Raw genomic sequence first — 17,902 nt, 5'->3', positions numbered from 1 at the left:
AGAAAGTTGGCAGTTTACAGTCGCAGCTCTCAGTTTTACAACAGAACAATTTAACAGTAGTCAATAAATCTGCTGTGTCCTATGTGTCTATTGTGGTTCAAAAAAAAAAACTTAGTGTCTTCGCGTCTTTGTGTTTAAAGAATTACGAATGCTGATTGGCGATTTCTGATTGCAGAAGAACTTTGTGAAACATGAAGATCACTTTGGGCTCTTTGTGGTAAAAAATTAAACCACAAAGGTTCACAAGGAAAGCACAAAGTTGCACAAAGAAGAAAGGTGAAAGATTGAAACTTGTAGCTCGACAATAGTTCCCCGGCTCAATGCTGATTGGCGATTAAAGTTTACAGTCGCAGCTCTCAGTTTTACAATAGAACAACTTAACAGTAGTCAATAAATCTGCTGTGTCCTATGTGTCTATTGTGGTTCAAAAAAAAACTTAGTGTCTTCGCGTCTTTGTGTTTAAAGAATTACGAATACTGATTAACGATTAAAGATTGCAGAAGAACTTTGTGAAACATGGAGATCACTTTGGGCTCTTTGTGGTAAAAAATTAAACCACAAAGGTTCACTAAGGATGCACAAAGTTGCACAAAGAAGAAAGGTGGAAGATTGTAGCTCGACAATAGTTCCCCGGCTCAATGCTGATTGGCGATTAAGGTTTACAGTCGCAGTTAACAGTTTTACAATTAGCAGTGCCAATTCAATGCGCTTAGCGGTTTCGAGCCGCTTAGCGCGTATATCGCAGTGTAGTTCAAATCCATAGTGTCTTTGCGTCTTCGTGTTTAAGCATCATTGCAACGCCGCCTCAATATCAGCAATTATATCCCCTACATTTTCAATGCCCACCGATAGCCGCATCATGCGGTCGTTAATACCTGCTGCTAAGCGCTCTTCTTCGGTAAACTCGGCATAAATTGTTGAGTGTGGGTGAATGATCAGCGATTTATTGTCATTCAGGTTAGTTGCCCGGCGAATGATTTGAAGCTTATTCATAAACGAATAACAGGCTGCTTTCGATTCCAGCTCGAAACTCATTATAGTGCCGGGAACTCCGTTAAAATATTTTTGCGCCAGCGGGTATCTTTCATCTGTTTCCAATCCCGGGTACCTTACTGTTTTAATCCGGGGATGTGCTTTCATAAATTCGCCCAAAGCCAGGCAGTTTTGGTAGCATTTCTCTACCCGAAGCTCAAGGATGTCGAGCCCCTGAATTTGATAGCGTGCCGTTTGTGGAGCCATGCTTCCGCCCGTATTTCGGTAAACGTTCTTTCTTACTTTCATCAGAAAAGCATTGGCCTTAAATTTTTCGGTGTATGAGGCGGTATTTGGATTCCGGTTCCAGTCGAAATTACCATGATCCACAATGGCTCCACCAAACGAAGTAGCTCCTCCCGAGATGTATTTGGTGGTCGACATCACTTCGATAGTCACACCAAATTTCCCGCCGTTAAAAACGTTGGGCGGAGTAATCGTGCTGTCGGCAACTAAAACCAGTCCGTGTTTTTTGGCCACGCGCGACAGCATTTCAATGTCGGCAATATCCAGTTGCGGATTGGTTACCGTTTCAAAATAAATGGCGCGGGTATTTTCATCGATACGATTTTCTATTGCTTCTTCCGAGTTTAAATCGCTAAAACGGGTTTCCAGTCCAAATTCCGAAAGCGTATTCTGGAGCAAGGCATAACTGTGGCCAAACAAACGATTTCCGGAAATAATATTGTCGCCTGTTTTGGTAATTGCCAGAATTGTATTTGTAATGGCGGCCATGCCCGAACTCACAGCTAGTACTCCACTGCTTTGTGTTAGTGCTTTTAGTTTTAGCTCGAAATACTCTACCGTTGGACTGGTGGTTCGTGAGTACACATGGGCAATATACTCGCCTCTGAAATTGGCCTCAATCTGTTCGGCCGAATCAAATTCGTAGGCCACCGATTCGTATAAAGGCATTTGCAGGGCCTTGTGTGGGTCTTGTTTGGCGAAGGGTACATTAAGAGCTATAGTGGTAAATCCGGTTTTCTTCATTTGTCATTCTTTAAGGGCCTAAAAGTAACCTTTTGTGTTCCTTTCCCGGCCTGCTAATACAAAATACCAGTTGAAAAAGCCTGATATTTGACATCCTCAGAACAATTGTAAAACATAAAAGTTTTTAGGGTGTGGTTGCATTATGGTACAAAAATTGTTAGTTAACTTTGCATTTTTAAGTTATAATTAAACAGCATTTAATTTACAACTGCTAACCATGGCGCCCCCCGCCATGGTTTTTTTTGTTTTTTCTGAAGTAATCAAAAAACGGATTTCCCATTCCTGCATTTTTATCTGCATTATTTCAAGTTCCGGGCACCACCGGCAATTATTTGCGGTTAAATAATCATAAATGTTTACTGCATTGCAACAGAAGTCTGCTTGTCAGCCAGTTAATGAATTTTAAAGAAAAAGAAGAGGTATAGAAGCGCATTTTCTTTTAATAATCTGCATTTTCACGTCTGATTCTCTATCTTTAAAAAACAAATCCGAAGGAGTTATTCGGATTTTGAACGACTAAAAAGTAAGGAACCATATTGATGAAACGAGCAGGAGTCCGCCAGATGGCGGATCACACAAGTGCGAATAATTAAAATCATGCGAGTTCCATCTTATACCTTAAAAAACGAAAAATTTCAATAAGATGAAAAGATACCTGCCAAAATTAGTTCAGAACGATAAATGGCTTGAGCCATATGCCGGAGTTATTTCCGACCGGATGATTATTGCTGATCGTAAAGAAAGAGAAATTACCGGCGGACGGTCGCTGGCCGATTTCGCTACCGGACATTTGTATTTTGGTTTGCACCGAACCGAATCGGGCTGGGTAATTCGCGAGTGGGCACCCAATGCAACGCATATTTATCTGGTAGGTACTTTTAATAATTGGCAGGAAAGTGTTGAGTACGCTTTTGCAAGCCTCGATCATGGTGTTTGGGAATTGCATCTTGCAGCCGATCAACTGGCACATGGCGATTTGTATGCCTTAAATGTACATTGGGCAGTAAATCATGGAAAACGAATTCCTGCCTGGGCTACACGTGTTGTGCAGGACGAGAATACACACATATTTAATGCGCAGGTTTGGGTACCTGAAAATCCGTACGAGTGGAAGAATCCGGAGTTTCGGCGTGCCAACGAGCAACCGCTGATTTACGAAGGACATGTGGGGATGGCCGGCGAAGAAGCGCGTGTTCATACTTACTCCGAGTTTCGTGAGCAAATGTTGCCGCGCATAAAAGCCAACGGCTACAATGTTATTCAGTTAATGGCCATTCCGGAGCATCCGTATTACGGGAGCTTTGGCTATCATGTTAGCAGCTTTTTTGCGGCGTCGTCGCGTTTCGGTACGCCCGAGGAGCTGAAGCAGCTGATTGATGAGGCGCACGGAATGGGAATTGCCGTAATTATGGATTTGGTGCACTCGCATGCAGTGAAGAATGAAGTTGAAGGCCTCGGAAATTACGATGGCACACGCTACCAGTTTTTCCACGAAGGAGGAAAAGGTGAGCATCCGGCATGGGACAGCTACTGTTTTAACTACGATAAAAACGAGGTGCTGCATTTCCTTTTGTCAAATATCAGTTACTGGCTCACCGAGTATAAATTCGATGGATTTCGTTTTGATGGCGTTACCAGCATGTTGTATTTTAACCACGGACTGGAAATTGCTTTTACCAATTACGACGACTATTTTAATGCCAATGTCGATCATGAAGCAACCACTTATTTTAAACTGGCGAATAAGCTCATAAAAGAAATTAATCCGCAGGCGCTGTCGATTGCCGAAGACATGAGCGGAATGCCCGGACTGGCCACCGCGATTGAAGATGGCGGTTTGGGATTCGACTACCGAATGGCAATGGGCGTTCCTGATTTCTGGATAAAAATGATAAAAGAAAAGTCGGACGATGAGTGGGAAGTTGGCGATATTTTTTATCAACTAACTTCGAAACGAATGGACGAGCAGGTGGTAAGTTATGCCGAATCGCACGATCAGGCTTTGGTGGGCGATAAAACCATCATCTTCCGGCTGATCGATAAAGAGATGTATTTTTCCATGCGAAAAGATCAGCCCAACCTGATTGTTGACCGTGGAATTGCCCTGCATAAAATGATCCGGCTGGCCACAGCAAGTACTGCCGGTGGCGCTTATCTGAATTTTATGGGGAATGAATTCGGGCATCCCGAATGGATTGATTTTCCGCGCGTAGGAAACAACTGGTCGTATCAGCATGCCCGGCGGATTTGGAGCATTGCCGAAGATCAGGACCTGAAGTTTCATTGGCTGTATGATTTTGATAAGGAAATGATTCAACTGATCAATCAGAACAAGATACTCTCTATCCCTCCGGTTGATTTGGTTTTGGAAAACAAGCCTGATAAAGTGCTGGCCTACCACCGCGGACTGTTCCTGTTTGTTTTCAATTTTAATCCAACGCAGTCGTTTACCGATTACGGAATTCCACTTGGTGCCGGAAAATATCAGATTGTGCTGAATTCCGATTCCGGCCGTTTTGGTGGCCACGACCGGATTGATGAGGAGATAAGTTACTACACCATGCCAAGCAAAGGACTGGATAGCCAGCATTACCTGAGACTTTACCTACCGGCGAGAACAGCGCTGGTGTTGAAAAAAGTGGATATCCCGAAAGTAAAGTAAATGAGCGAAACAAAATTTCAAACCCTGGTAGATGTGCCGCAGTTTCCGTGGCAAACAGGTTATAAGCAGAAAAACCTGTTTATGGGATCGTGTTTTACCGAAAATGTTGGAGCCAAAATGGAAGCCCTGAAATACCCGGTGGATATTAATCCGTTTGGGATTTTGTATAACCCGCTTTCGTTGGCCAACGGGCTGCAGCTGTTGCTCGAAGAAAAGCAGTTTTCAGCCGGTGACCTTATTGAGCACAACGGGCTTTGGCATAGCTTTAGTCATCATGGCCGTTTTTCGAATACGGTGCAAGATAAGGCCCTGGATGCCATAAACACGCGTATTAAAAGCTCAGCAACGTTTTTAAAACAGGCCGGTTTTCTGTTTCTCACTTTTGGAACAGCCTGGATTTACCGCTACAAAAAAAGTGGCGAACTGGTTTCGAATTGCCATAAAATTCCGGCTCGCGAATTTGTGCGCGAACGTTTGTCGGTGCAACAAATCGTTGATGTTTATTGCAGTTTGCTTACAAAAATCTGGCAGGTAAATCCTGATCTGAAAGTGGTGCTTACGGTCAGTCCGATCCGGCACTGGAAAGACGGCGCCATTGAAAACCAGCGAAGTAAGTCAACGCTGATATTGGCAGTCGATCAGCTTATACAGAAAATTGGTGCTGAAAAATGTGCGTATTTTCCGTCGTACGAAATTGTGATGGACGAACTGCGCGATTATCGGTTTTATGCCGAAGATATGTTGCATATTTCGGAGGTGGCCATAAAGCACATCTGGTCGCGTTTTGAAGCGGCACTTATTAGTGCTGAAAGTATCGAAATTGCCCGTGAAGTTCAAAAAATAAGCAATGCTGTAAAGCATCGCCCAATCAACAAAAAATCCCTTGAATATTCCAAATTTCTCCTTAGTTTTCTTCATAAATTGGAATTGCTGGAAAAAAGGTTCCCGTATCTTAATTTAAAGTTAGAAAAAGAATATTTTAATGTACAGATTGAGCAATTTGGTGGTGGCGATCAGGCAAATGTGAGTTAAATCCCTTAACTTAGTGGAGGCAACTTCGTTGTGACGACTGAACCAATACTCAATTTACCAAAGTGTTACTGATATGCATTACCTTGAATTTGATAAGGAGCAGCTGGTAAATCTTGAATATTCGCTGTTCAAAGAAATATTACGATCAAACAGAGCCGGTTCTTATTTAAGTACCACGTTAAATGGCTGCAATACCCGGAAATACCACGGTTTACTGGTATGTCCTATCGAAAATTTCGGGGGTGAAAAACATGTGTTGCTTTCGTCGCTTGATGAAACTGTTATACAAAACGAGGCCGAATTCAACCTCGGAATCCACCGCTACAAAGGCGGAACCTACGAACCAAAAGGCCATAAATACATTCAAAATGTAGAGTTTGATGCCATTCCTAAAATTACTTACAGGGTTGGAGGAGTGGTGCTAACAAAGGAACGGCTGCTGGTTGAAAAAGAGGAACAAATTCTGATAAAATATACGCTCGAGGAAGCTAAGTCGCCAACAACATTGCGCTTAAAACCTTTTCTGGCTTTCCGGAATATCCATCAGCTGAGCAAGGCAAATATGTTTGTAAACCGCAAGTTCGGGAAGGCTAAAAACGGCATAAAAGCCTGTTTGTACGAAGGCTACCCCGATTTGTTTATGCAATGCAGCAAAGCGGTTGATTTTGTGGGAGTGCCCGATTGGTATTACGATGTTGAGTACCTGAAAGAATTGAATCGGGGCTATGAATATCTTGAAGATCTTTTTGTACCGGGTTATTTTGAGTTTCCGATGAAAAAAGGCGAATCGGTTGTTTTTGCCGCGGGCTTAACCGAGGCTAATCCGGTGTCGTTAAAACAGCGGTTTACCAAAGAGCAGAATAAACGTGGAGGCAAAGAAACCTTCAACAGTGTTTTGGAGCGGGCCGCTCAGCAGTTTATTATGTACGAAGGTTACACAGCCGATATTATTGCCGGTTTCCCCTGGTATAACAGCATTACGCGCCAAACTTTTATTTCACTTCCCGGATTGTGTCGTTCGTTTAACGATCCGAAACTGTGTGAGAAAATACTCGATTCGTACCTGAAATATTTTAACGATGGTTTTTTCCCCGATCAGATCAAGGATAAAGAGCTGCAGTACCATTCTGCCGACACATCGTTGTGGTTTATCTGGGTTATTCAGCAATATTTAAAGAAAAAGAACAATCCGAAGTTGCTTTGGAAAACATATGGCGAAGTGATCAAGCGGATACTTAATGCCTATACCAGTCAGAAACGGGAGGATATAAAGGTGCTGCCCAGCGGATTGATTTATGCCGAAAAGAAAAACACCGCATTAACCTGGATGAATTCCAGTGTTGACGGAAAGGCCGTTTTGCCACGCGCCGGAATGCCGGTTGAAGTGAATGCCCTGTGGTTTAACGCCATTTGTTTTGCCCTCGATTTGGCCGATATGGCCGGCGACCATGAATTTATTACGCAATGGAAACACATGGTTAATAAAGTGGCGCAGTCGTTTCTGAAAACCTTCTGGAGCGATGGACACGGCTACCTGGCCGATGTGGTAAAAGATGAGCAGCCTGATTGGGCAGTGCGCCCCAATATGGTAATTGCCGTGGCCATGGATTACACACCGCTTACAAAAGAACAGCAAAAACAGGTATTAAGTGTAGTGAAACGCAAATTGCTAACAAACAGGGGGCTGCGAACCTTGTCGCCCGATCATTTGCGCTACTTTGGTAACATTAACGGAGGCCCGAAAGAACGGGAGCTGGCGGTGCATCAGGGGGCGGTGTGGCCCTGGTTGCTGCAGTTTTTTGTTGAAGCCTATTTGAAGATTCATAAGCGGGGAGGATTGCCGTTTGTGAAACAGATTATGGAAAGCTTTGAAGCTGAAATGACCGAACATTGCATCGGAAATATTCCGGAAATGTACGATGGCGATCCGCCGCATGTTGGCAAAGGCGCCATTTCGCAGGCCTGGAATATCGCAGGTGTTTCGTATGCGCTCGATTTGGTGCAGAACTATACAGAATAAACCAAAAACAATTGATTTTTGGATGCAACCGGAAAATTAGAAGATCAGATGAAGGTATTAATGTTTGGATGGGAATTTCCTCCCCATATCTCCGGTGGATTGGGGACAGCTTGTTACGGGCTTACAAAAGGTATGGCAGAGATTGAAGATATTGACCTGACTTTTGTAGTTCCCAGGGCTTTTGGCGATGAAGATCCATCGCGAATGAAATTGATTGGAGCAAATAATATTCCCATAAACCGAACGACCTTTAGTTTTAATGATGGCGATAATACAATGGAATACCTCGAAGTAGATTCGCCCATTTTGCCCTATGTTAACGAAGATGAATTCTGGATCTTAAAAAGCAAACGTTACAGCAGCCAGACAAAATTTGTTGAAACCGACGAAAATTCAAAGATTGAATTTAGCGGAGGTTACGGCCCCGGTTTGTTAAAAGAAATTCGCGATTACGCACTGGTGGCCCGATTGATCGCCGAAGATAATCCCTGCGACATTATACATGCCCACGACTGGCTTACTTATCCGGCAGGAATTGCTGCCAGCCGGGCCACAGGAAAGCCATTGGTTATTCATGTGCATGCCACCGATTTCGACCGAAGCGGAGGCGATGTAAATCCGCGGGTTTATGCCATTGAGCGCGAGGGAATGGAGGCTGCCGATAAAATTATTACGGTAAGCAACCTTACGCGGAAAATGGTCGTTGAAAAATACGGAATTCCGCCCGAAAAAGTGGTTACCGTTTATAACGCGGTGGAGTCGGTAAATCATGAAAAAGGAACATTGCCGCCAAAAGGCGTTAACGATAAAGTGGTTACTTTTTTAGGAAGGATAACCATGCAAAAAGGCCCCGGTTATTTTGTTGAAGCAGCATACCTGGTGCTTAAAAAAATGCAGAATGCGCGTTTTGTTATGGCCGGAAGTGGCGATATGATGAACGAAATGATAGCACGAACAGCAGCGTTGGGCATTGCCGATAAATTTCATTTTACCGGATTCCTGAAAGGAAACGATGTAAACGATCTTTTTAGCATGACCGATGTGTTTGTGATGCCCTCCGTATCAGAGCCTTTCGGAATTGTGCCACTTGAAGCCATGCAGTTAAATGTTCCGGTAATAATCTCCAACCAGTCGGGGGTGTCGGAAATTTTAAAACACGCCATTAAAATTGATTTTTGGGATACCTATGCCATGGCCGATGCTATTTATGGCGTTTTGAATTACACCTCGTTGGCACAGCACTTTAAAACTGCCGGAAAAACAGAGGTGGAAGAGTTGAAATGGACACACTCGGCCCGCGAAGTGAGAAAAGTTTATGAGAGCATATTGAAAGAAAATTAAGCCAGTTACTATGAAGTCAATTTGTTTGTTTTTTCAAATACATCAACCGTTCAGGCACCGGCGTTACCGTTTTTTCGACATTGGTAACGATCATTATTATTACGACGATTATTCGAACGAAAGCATAATCCGGAATATAGCCGACAAAAGTTATTTGCCAGCCAATAAATTGTTGCTCGATCTGGCTAAAAAAATGGGTAATAAGTTTAAGGTGGCATTTTCGATTACCGGCGTGGCACTGGAGCAGTTTGAGCTTTATGCACCCGATGTTATCGAGTCGTTTCAGAAGTTGACAAAAACCGGTTGTGTCGAGTTTCTGGCCGAAACCTACTCGCATTCATTAAGTTCGTTAAAAGATATAGATGCATTTACCGACCAGGTGAAAAAGCACGACGATCAGATCTTCAGACTGTTTGGTCAGAAACCGCGTGTTTTCCGAAATACCGAAATGATTTACTCCGACGAAATTGGCGAAAAAGTGGCCAAATTGGGTTATTCGGCCATGTTAACCGAAGGAGCCAAACACATACTGGGATGGAAAAGCCCTGATTATCTGTATGTAAATGCCATTAATCCGCGGCTAAAAGTGTTAATGCGCAATTATAAACTGAGCGACGACATTGGATTTCGTTTCTCCGACAAAAACTGGGACAAGTACCCCTTAACAGCAGAGAAGTATGTGAGCTGGCTCGAAAAAGTTGGCGAAAAAGAAGAGGTAATCAACTTGTTTATGGGCTACGATTCGTTTGGAACCCGCCAGCCAAAAGAAGCCGGTATTTTCGATTTCTTAAAAGCTTTGGCTGAACAGGTAGTAAAAAGCGATACGCTAAGATTCTCAACTCCTTCAGAGGTTGTTGATGAACTTCAGCCGATTTCAGTTGTTAGTGTTCCTCATGCAATTTCCTGGTCCGACGAAGAGCGCGATCTTAGTGCCTGGCTCGGAAACGAAATGCAGAAGGAAGCCTTTGAGAAACTATACGCCATGAAAGAACAAATGGCCCGGTGTACCAACGCAGAGCTTCATAAAGATTGGAATTACCTGCAGGCAAGCGATCACTTTTTTTACATGTCGACCAAGTATTTTTCCGATGGTGATCGACATCGTTCGTACAGTCATTTCGATTCGCCCTACGAGGCTTTTATAAATTATATGAATGTACTGAGTGATTTTAAGATACGTTTAAACACGCACGTTCCGGAAAGTGAAGTGGAGAATGAAATTGCTTTACTTCATCGTATGTTAGAAGAGAAAGAAGAAAAAATAAAAAAAATGGAAGCCGATTTGCGACGTTTGCAAAAGACAAAAAGGCAAAAGACAACTTCGCGAAAAAAGAAATAGGCAATCTATCGCTAATATTAAATTCACCTACTGATAATTGTATAAGAAACAATTTGTTGAAATGTTAATTTAATTTTGCAGCTCGCACTAAGAAACTTAGAGCGAATGACTTGCTCGTTGAGCATAGTTTGTAATTTATAAAATGAGAAGAAAATGGAAGAGAAAAAATTTATAAAGAACCCGGTTGTGGGAGAACCGGTATGGAAACGAATTATTGTTGATTCAAACGTTCCGGAAAGTCTTTCACCACTGCGCGATCTGTCAAAAAACCTTTGGTGGGTTTGGAATACAGAAGCGCGTGAATTATTTGAAATAATTGATGCGGAGATTTGGGAAGAATGTGCGCATAACCCAATTGTTTTGCTCGACCAGGTGAGCTATAATCGTTTCAAAGAGCTGGAAAGAGATGAGATGTTTGTAGCTAAAATGAACGAAGTAAATACAAAGTTTAATCAATATCTTGATGAACGCAAGGAACTTGCAGGCCCGGGAATCTCCTATTTCAGCATGGAGTACGGTTTGCACGACAGCTTAAAAATATTCTCCGGAGGTTTGGGTATTCTTGCAGGCGACTACCTGAAAGAAGCCAGTGATATGAAAGTGAAGCTGGTTGCTGTAGGGTTATTGTATCGTTATGGATATTTTAAACAAAACCTGAATTTACATGGTGAGCAAATGGCTGTTTATGATGCACAGCAGTTCTCGAAAATTCCGGTACAACCCGCTTTGGATAAAAATGGCGAATGGGTAAGGGTTGAAGTACAATACCCTGGACGGACATTGATTGCACGTGTTTGGCAAACCAATATTGGTTCTGTAAAACTGTATTTGCTTGATGCCGATCATCACGAAAACAACGATGCCGACCGTTTTGTAACTCACCATTTATACGGTGGCGACAACGAAAACCGCTTGAAACAGGAAATGTTACTCGGTTTGGGAGGTATTCAGGCCTTGAAAAAATTGGGAGTGGATTCAGATATCTACCATTGTAACGAAGGACATGCAGCGTTTATTGGTATACAGCGTATTGCCAACCTGATGGCAGAACAAAAGCTTTCCTATGTCGAGGCGAAAGAGGTTGTAAATGCTTCAACGTTATTTACAACACATACACCGGTTCCGGCAGGGCACGATTCGTTCCATAAAGATATGTTCCGTCATTATATGAATTTCTTCCCCGAAAAGATTGGGCTGGCCTGGGAAGATTTCGAGATGTTAGGTAAAGCCAGGGCTGAAGAAGACCATTTTAATATGAGTTACCTGGCCAGCAACCTGTCGCAGGGAATTAACGGGGTTAGTATGTTGCACGGCGATGTAAGTAAAGCAGTGCTTAAAGATCTGTTTCGGGGATACCTGGAGGAAGAGCTGGAAATTGGCTATGTAACCAACGGAGTTCACTACCCAACCTGGACAGCACAGGAATGGAAAGACATTCATAAAAAATATTTTGGCGAAGAATTTCCAACCAACCAACTGGATTTTGATGTTTGGAAGAATATCTATAATGTTCCGGACTACGAGATTTGGGAGCTTCGTAAGAAACTACGTCAAAAGCTGATTAACTATATTAAGGATCGTTTTTCCGACAACTGGATAAAACGTTCGGAAAATCCGAAATTGATCAGTGAAATTCTGGGGAAATTGAATCCGAATACATTAACAATCGGTTTTGCGCGCAGGTTTGCTACCTATAAACGTGCTCACTTGCTGTTCCGTGACCTCGATCGTTTGGCCAAAATTGTGAATAACCCGGATCGTCCGGTACAGTTTATTTTTGCCGGAAAAGCGCACCCTGCCGATAAAGCAGGTCAGGATTTGATAAAAAATATTGTAGAAGTATCCAAACGTCCTGAATTCCGTGGTAAAATTCTTTTCGTTCAGAATTACGACATCAACCTGGCAAAAATGCTGTTACAAGGTGTTGATATCTGGATGAACACACCAACACGTCCGTTGGAAGCATCTGGTACCAGCGGTGAAAAAGGTGTGATGAATGGTACGCTTCACTTCTCTGTTCTTGATGGATGGTGGGTTGAAGGTTATCAGAAAGATGCCGGTTGGGCATTGCCTGCCGAACGTGCCTATGATGTTCAGGATTTCCAGGATGAACTGGATGCCGAAACCATTTACAATATTCTGGAAGAAGAAGTTGTGCCTGCTTATTATGGTCGCAACCAGTACGATATTCCGGAAAAATGGATCAGTTTCGTGAAAAATACCATTGCGAATGTATCGCCAAATTTTACCACATCGCGAATGATGCGCGATTATCAGGATCGTTACTACAACCCGCAGTATGAACGGTCGCAACGTGTAAATGCTGATGGGTTTAAACTGGCGAAAGAAATTGCTGCCTGGAAAGAAAAAATTGCAGCAAAGTGGGATGAAATTGAGGTGAAAAACATTGAGATTATCGATGGTATAGCGCACACCATGATGATGGGAGATAAATATCCGGTAAAAGTGTCGATTGATTTAAAAGGCCTTAAACCGGAGGAAGTTGGCGTGGAATTGTTGATTGCAGAAAGTAAAGACGACGGACAGGAAAGAATTGTAGATACCGTTGAACTCCTTCCTGAAAAAAGCGAGGGAACATCTTGTTGTTATAAACATACTATTTTACCTGATCATCCGGGATCTTTCTCATATAGTTTCAGATTGTATGCAAAACATCCGGAATTGCCTCACCGCCAGGATTTCAGATTTATTAAATGGATTAGCTAATCTTGTAGTAAAACAATGGTATTATTTGCAAAAGCAAATTTGAAATAAACAAAAAGGTGCTCGTTAGGGCACCTTTTTTTATTCCTTTGGAGTAATGCTGTTATGCAACATTAGTTTCAAAAACCGGATGATTAAGAAAATAGTAATTAGCGTCATGTTTACATTTCATTCAAACTATTATTTTTATGCCGTAATCATATTTATAATGAAACGAGCCTTGGTAAATCGGGGCGAGTTTTGTTACAGACCATAAAGTAAAAAATAAACAGATCGAAACGAACATGAACTTTATTCATTTTAAACTCATAAATAAGAATGATTAAAATTTATGTGAGTTCCTGAATGTTTTCTCGGTCGGCTGATGGATGAACATTCAGAAAGCAAAAAATTTTACACAGATGAAAAACCGAAAAAAGATAGGTAGTAAGATTAAAGAGTTTCGTGAGTTCAGGCAACTCTCGCGCGGTGATTTGGCAATACAGGCTAACCTGGATGAAGCCCAGTTACAGCTCATTGAAGACGAGGGAAATGTTCCTTCGTTAGGTGTGTTAATTAAAATATCGCGTGCAATGGGTGTGCGTATCGGAACCTTCCTCGACGATCAGGAAAAGATTGGTCCGGCTATGGTAAATGCAGGCAAAGCCGAAGAAACGCTGAGCTTTTCTACCAAAGACGAAAGTACCCGCGAGCACCTGAACTTTTTCTCGCTGGCACAGGCAAAATCCGGAAGACACATGGAGCCGTTTTTGGTAGAAATTGAACCTGCTGAAGAGTCGGATTATAAACTGTCGTCGCACGAAGGCGAGGAGTTTATATATGTGCTCGAAGGAAGTATCGAAATCAATTACGGAAAAGAAGTGTATCTTTTGCATAAAGGCGATACCATTTATCTCGATTCGGTTGTTGCCCACAATATTCACGCGGCCGGCGAACAGGCTGCAAAAATTCTTGCGGTAGTTTACACTCCCGTATAATTTAAAACCATTTACATGCAACTACTCGATTATACCTTAGGAAATATACTTGAAAAATGGGCCTTCGAAACACCAGACAAAGATTTTATTGTTTATCCCGATCGTAACCTGCGGTTTTCGTACAAGCAGTTTAACGAACGGGTTGACCGCCTGGCAAAAGGGCTGCTTTTTATTGGTATTAAACCCGGAGATAAAGTAGGTGTGTGGGCAAAAAATGTTCCCGACTGGACTACGCTGATGTTTGCCACTGCAAAAATTGGGGCCGTTCTGGTAACGGTAAATACCAATTACAAATTAGCAGAGCTGGAATACATTCTGAAAAATGCCGATATAAATTCACTTTTTATCGTTGATGGATACCGCGACAGCGACTATGTGAAAATGGTGTTCGAGCTGGTGCCCGAACTAAAATCACAGCCACGCGGAAAACTGAAATCTGAAAAATTCCCGCAACTAAAAAACGTAGGATTTATAGGCCAGCAGAAACATCGTGGAATGTACAATACCGACGAATTGATGTTGCTCGGAAGCCACATTGACGATCTGGAACTGGAAAGCGTAAAACTAGGGCTCAACTGCCACGATGTGGTAAATATGCAATACACCTCGGGAACAACAGGCTTCCCAAAAGGCGTAATGCTTTCGCACCACAATATTCTGAACAACGGATTTGCCACCGGCGAGTGTATGAAATACACCGAAGACGACCGTTTGTTGATTTGTGTGCCCCTGTTTCATTGTTTTGGTTGCGTGTTGGCCGTGTGTGCCATTGTTACCCACGGAGCCACAATGGTATTTACCGAGGATTTCGACCCTTTGCTGGTGCTGGCTTCTGTTCAAAAGGAAAAATGTACGGCGCTTTACGGTGTGCCAACCATGTTTATCGCCGAGTTGAATCATCCGATGTTCGATATGTTCGATCTGTCGTCGTTGCGCACAGGAATTATGGCGGGTGCACTTTGCCCCATCGAAACCATGCGCCAGGTGATGGATAAAATGAACATGAAAGACATTATTATTGTATATGGCTTAACCGAAAGTTCGCCGGGAATGACAGCCACGCGTACCCATAATTCGGTTGAAGTTCGTGCTACCACGGTTGGTTTCGAATATCCGAATGTTGAAGTGAAGATTGTGGATCCGGAAACCGGCGAAGAATGTAAGCCTGGCGAACAGGGCGAAATTTGCTGCCGGGGTTATAATGTAATGAAGGGCTACTACAACAACCCTGATGAAACTGCAAAAGTTATCGATAAGGAAGGGTGGTTGCACTCGGGCGATCTGGCGATAAAAACCGAAGAGGGATTTTATAAAATTACCGGACGCATAAAAGATATGATTGTGCGTGGTGGCGAAAATATCTACCCGCGCGAAATTGAAAATTACCTGTATCGTTTACCGCAAATCGAAGCCGTTGAAGTGGCTGGTGTTCCAAGCCAAAAATATGGCGAAGCGGTTGGAGCTTTTATTAAACTGAAAAAAGGAGAAACACTCAGCGAAGAAGAGATTGTAGATTTCTGCCGTGGAAATATTGCCCGGTTTAAAATTCCAAAATACATCTTTTTTGTTGACGAATTTCCGATGACCGCCAGTGGAAAAATCCAAAAGTATAAACTGAGCGAAATGTCGGTTGAACTTTGTAAAAAGCAGGGAGTAGAAATCATTTAATGCAAGAGTTATTGGTTTTGTTGATAAACATATGATAATTCATAGATATAATTGAATGTGTTTTTTGATTTTTTGAGAAGTTGCAATCTGCAAGGGAAAAGCAGAAAACACTATCATTTTTTATTCTGGAAACAAATTCAATTAGGGTTTCGTTTATTTTGTCCTTATTCGCTTAAGAGCAGTAAACAGGACAGATTCAGTAGTTTCTGGAGATTGATTTTTGTCATGTTTTTGGCATGTAAAAAGCGCAATTTTCGCAACTGTTCAGAAAAGCAGTTTTTTTATGAGTATTTAATTACCACTGCGAAGGGTAATTGATTAGACAGCACAGAGTTTTTTGAAGCCATTTGCAAAACGCAAGTGGCTTTTTTATTTGTGAAACTCTGATTTCAAAAACGTTACGCATAGAAATATATCAGTTGAACCAATCCGGGTTGGTAAATGTATCGGGATGTATGATTCAATTAACTCTTCAACCATTTCCTGTTTTAATTTAGGTTGTGCTATATTTGTGCATCAAAAAAAAAACACAAATAATCATGGCAAAATACAAACGCATTCTACTTAAACTCAGCGGCGAATCGCTGATGGGTGATCAACAATACGGAATAGACCAGCAACGTTTAGGTGATTACGCCGAAGAGATTGCGGCAGTTGTAAAATCGGGTGTACAGGTTGGAATTGTAATTGGCGGAGGTAATATCTTTCGTGGATTAAGCGGTGCGGCCAAAGGTTTCGATCGTGTAAAAGGCGACCAAATGGGGATGCTGGCAACTGTAATTAACAGCCTGGCTTTAAACTCTGCATTGCTTGCCCAGGGAATTAAATCGAAAGTATTAACCGCAATCAGGATGGAGCCTGTTGGTGAATATTACTCGAAAGACAAAGCGGTTGAGGCCTTGGAAAACGGCGAAGTCGTAATTATCTCCGGAGGAACCGGCAATCCGTATTTTACGACCGACACTGCAAGTGCCCTGCGTGGAATCGAAATTGAAGCCAACGTTATGCTAAAGGGAACCCGCGTTGACGGTATTTACACTGCTGATCCGGAAAAGGACAAAACAGCCACCAAATTCGATAAAATCAGCTTCGACGAAATATATAATCGTAAGCTCCGAATAATGGATCTTACCGCTACAACTTTGTGTAAAGAGAACAATTTGCCTATTTATGTTTTTAATATGGACAAAAAGGGTAGTTTACAGCGAGTTATGAGTGGCGAGGATCTTGGGACTTTGGTGCATAGCTAAGCCCGGTTTATTTGAAACAGGAATAAATTGGATAAAAAATTTTTGGGAATTTATATTTTTTCTATATTTGCTGACAGTCCACAGTTGGATAGACAGTGTTATTACCAATGCAAGAAGAAGTAGAGTTTATTTTAGATCATTGTAAAGAGAAAATGGCAGCCGCCGTTGAACACCTTGAGAAGGAATTAGTACACATCCGTGCAGGTAAAGCAAATCCAGCCATGTTGGATGGAGTTCATGTTGAGTATTATGGTAGTCAAACGCCACTAAATCAGGTTGCTAACGTAAGTACACCTGATGCGCGAACAATTGCTGTTCAGCCCTGGGAAAAGAATTTGATCCCACAAATTGAAAAGGCAATTCAAAATGCAAATCTGGGATTAAATCCGGATAACAACGGCGAGATTATCAGAATTAATATTCCGGTACTGACTGAAGAAAGACGAAGAGGTTTGGTAAAACAGGCCCATCAGGAAGGCGAAAACGCAAAAGTTAGCGTTCGCGGTGCACGAAAAGATTCGAATGATAGCCTTAAGAAACTTCAAAAAGACGGATTGTCGGAGGATATCGAGAAAGACGCGGAAGCGGAAGTGCAAAAAATGACTGATGAATTTGGTAAGAAGATCGACGCCTTGGTACAAGCCAAGGAAGAAGATATAATGACTATTTAATTGTTTCTAGTTTTCTGTTTTCTGAACATTGTTTAATTGTTTTCATGGCTTTGAGGCAGCTTGTAGAAGCTGCCTTTTTTTTGGTGTGCCGTGCATGGTAAATAGCTATAGGGTGAAAGTCCTGAATGGGGGTTTGTAGTGCCAACCATTAGCCGAAGGCAAGGGTGTCCATCGTGAGGTGGAATCTGAAGGAAGC

At 42.3% G+C, this 17,902-nt stretch carries 11 protein-coding genes; 10 read left to right on the top strand and 1 reads right to left on the bottom strand.

Features of this window, described 5'->3' with window-relative positions:
- Positions 1 to 789: 789 nt before the first annotated feature.
- Positions 790 to 2,022, bottom strand: a complete 1,233-nt coding sequence (locus tag BMW53_RS06825; protein WP_038556933.1) for a PLP-dependent transferase — start codon at positions 2,020 to 2,022, stop codon at positions 790 to 792.
- A 643-nt stretch (positions 2,023 to 2,665) separates the two neighbouring features.
- Between BMW53_RS06825 and BMW53_RS06820 the strand changes: the two genes are divergently transcribed.
- The 10 genes from BMW53_RS06820 (at position 2,666) to frr (ending at position 17,706) form a co-directional block, all read left to right on the top strand.
- Positions 2,666 to 4,684 (top strand): alpha amylase C-terminal domain-containing protein, encoded by a 2,019-nt coding sequence (locus tag BMW53_RS06820; RefSeq protein ID WP_038556931.1) that lies wholly within the window; start codon positions 2,666 to 2,668, stop codon positions 4,682 to 4,684.
- Positions 4,685 to 5,716, top strand: coding sequence for a GSCFA domain-containing protein (locus BMW53_RS06815; protein WP_051567679.1), 1,032 nt, complete (start codon positions 4,685 to 4,687; stop codon positions 5,714 to 5,716).
- 73 nt (positions 5,717 to 5,789) lie between these two features.
- Entirely contained in the window at positions 5,790 to 7,736 is a 1,947-nt protein-coding gene (locus BMW53_RS06810; protein WP_074780381.1) for an amylo-alpha-1,6-glucosidase, read from the top strand.
- A 48-nt stretch (positions 7,737 to 7,784) separates the two neighbouring features.
- Entirely contained in the window at positions 7,785 to 9,077 is a 1,293-nt protein-coding gene (locus BMW53_RS06805; protein WP_038564153.1) for a glycosyltransferase family 4 protein, read from the top strand.
- Positions 9,078 to 9,087: 10 nt separating this feature from the next.
- Complete coding sequence (locus BMW53_RS06800) at positions 9,088 to 10,416, top strand: glycoside hydrolase family 57 protein (protein ID WP_038556929.1); 1,329 nt, start codon at positions 9,088 to 9,090, stop codon at positions 10,414 to 10,416.
- 153 nt (positions 10,417 to 10,569) lie between these two features.
- Positions 10,570 to 13,143 carry an alpha-glucan family phosphorylase gene (gene glgP, locus BMW53_RS06795; RefSeq protein ID WP_051567676.1) on the top strand — a complete coding sequence of 858 codons (2,574 nt, stop codon included), beginning with the start codon at positions 10,570 to 10,572 and terminating at the stop codon, positions 13,141 to 13,143.
- Positions 13,144 to 13,541: 398 nt separating this feature from the next.
- Positions 13,542 to 14,117, top strand: a complete 576-nt coding sequence (locus BMW53_RS06790) for a helix-turn-helix domain-containing protein (RefSeq protein WP_038564148.1) — start codon at positions 13,542 to 13,544, stop codon at positions 14,115 to 14,117.
- 15 nt (positions 14,118 to 14,132) lie between these two features.
- A complete protein-coding gene (locus BMW53_RS06785; RefSeq protein ID WP_038556927.1) occupies positions 14,133 to 15,785 on the top strand; it encodes an AMP-binding protein in 1,653 nt (550 codons plus the stop codon).
- 539 nt (positions 15,786 to 16,324) lie between these two features.
- Positions 16,325 to 17,035, top strand: coding sequence for a UMP kinase (gene pyrH, locus BMW53_RS06780; RefSeq protein ID WP_038556925.1), 711 nt, complete (start codon positions 16,325 to 16,327; stop codon positions 17,033 to 17,035).
- A gap of 107 nt (positions 17,036 to 17,142) precedes the next feature.
- Positions 17,143 to 17,706, top strand: coding sequence for a ribosome recycling factor (gene frr, locus BMW53_RS06775; protein ID WP_038564145.1), 564 nt, complete (start codon positions 17,143 to 17,145; stop codon positions 17,704 to 17,706).
- The last annotated feature ends 196 nt before the right edge of the window (positions 17,707 to 17,902 follow it).

It is taken from the genome of Draconibacterium orientale, assembly GCF_900111425.1.
Taxonomy (GTDB): Bacteria; Bacteroidota; Bacteroidia; order Bacteroidales; family Prolixibacteraceae; genus Draconibacterium; species Draconibacterium orientale.
This window is presented reverse-complemented; position numbering and strand designations above follow the sequence as displayed.

Coding starts and splice junctions, on each gene's coding strand:
- BMW53_RS06825 (WP_038556933.1), bottom strand. CDS start 2,022: ATGAAGAAAACCGGATTTACCACTATAGCTCTTAATGTACCCTTCGCC.
- BMW53_RS06820 (WP_038556931.1), top strand. CDS start 2,666: ATGAAAAGATACCTGCCAAAATTAGTTCAGAACGATAAATGGCTTGAG.
- BMW53_RS06815 (WP_051567679.1), top strand. CDS start 4,685: ATGAGCGAAACAAAATTTCAAACCCTGGTAGATGTGCCGCAGTTTCCG.
- BMW53_RS06810 (WP_074780381.1), top strand. CDS start 5,790: ATGCATTACCTTGAATTTGATAAGGAGCAGCTGGTAAATCTTGAATAT.
- BMW53_RS06805 (WP_038564153.1), top strand. CDS start 7,785: ATGAAGGTATTAATGTTTGGATGGGAATTTCCTCCCCATATCTCCGGT.
- BMW53_RS06800 (WP_038556929.1), top strand. CDS start 9,088: ATGAAGTCAATTTGTTTGTTTTTTCAAATACATCAACCGTTCAGGCAC.
- glgP (WP_051567676.1), top strand. CDS start 10,570: ATGGAAGAGAAAAAATTTATAAAGAACCCGGTTGTGGGAGAACCGGTA.
- BMW53_RS06790 (WP_038564148.1), top strand. CDS start 13,542: ATGAAAAACCGAAAAAAGATAGGTAGTAAGATTAAAGAGTTTCGTGAG.
- BMW53_RS06785 (WP_038556927.1), top strand. CDS start 14,133: ATGCAACTACTCGATTATACCTTAGGAAATATACTTGAAAAATGGGCC.
- pyrH (WP_038556925.1), top strand. CDS start 16,325: ATGGCAAAATACAAACGCATTCTACTTAAACTCAGCGGCGAATCGCTG.
- frr (WP_038564145.1), top strand. CDS start 17,143: ATGCAAGAAGAAGTAGAGTTTATTTTAGATCATTGTAAAGAGAAAATG.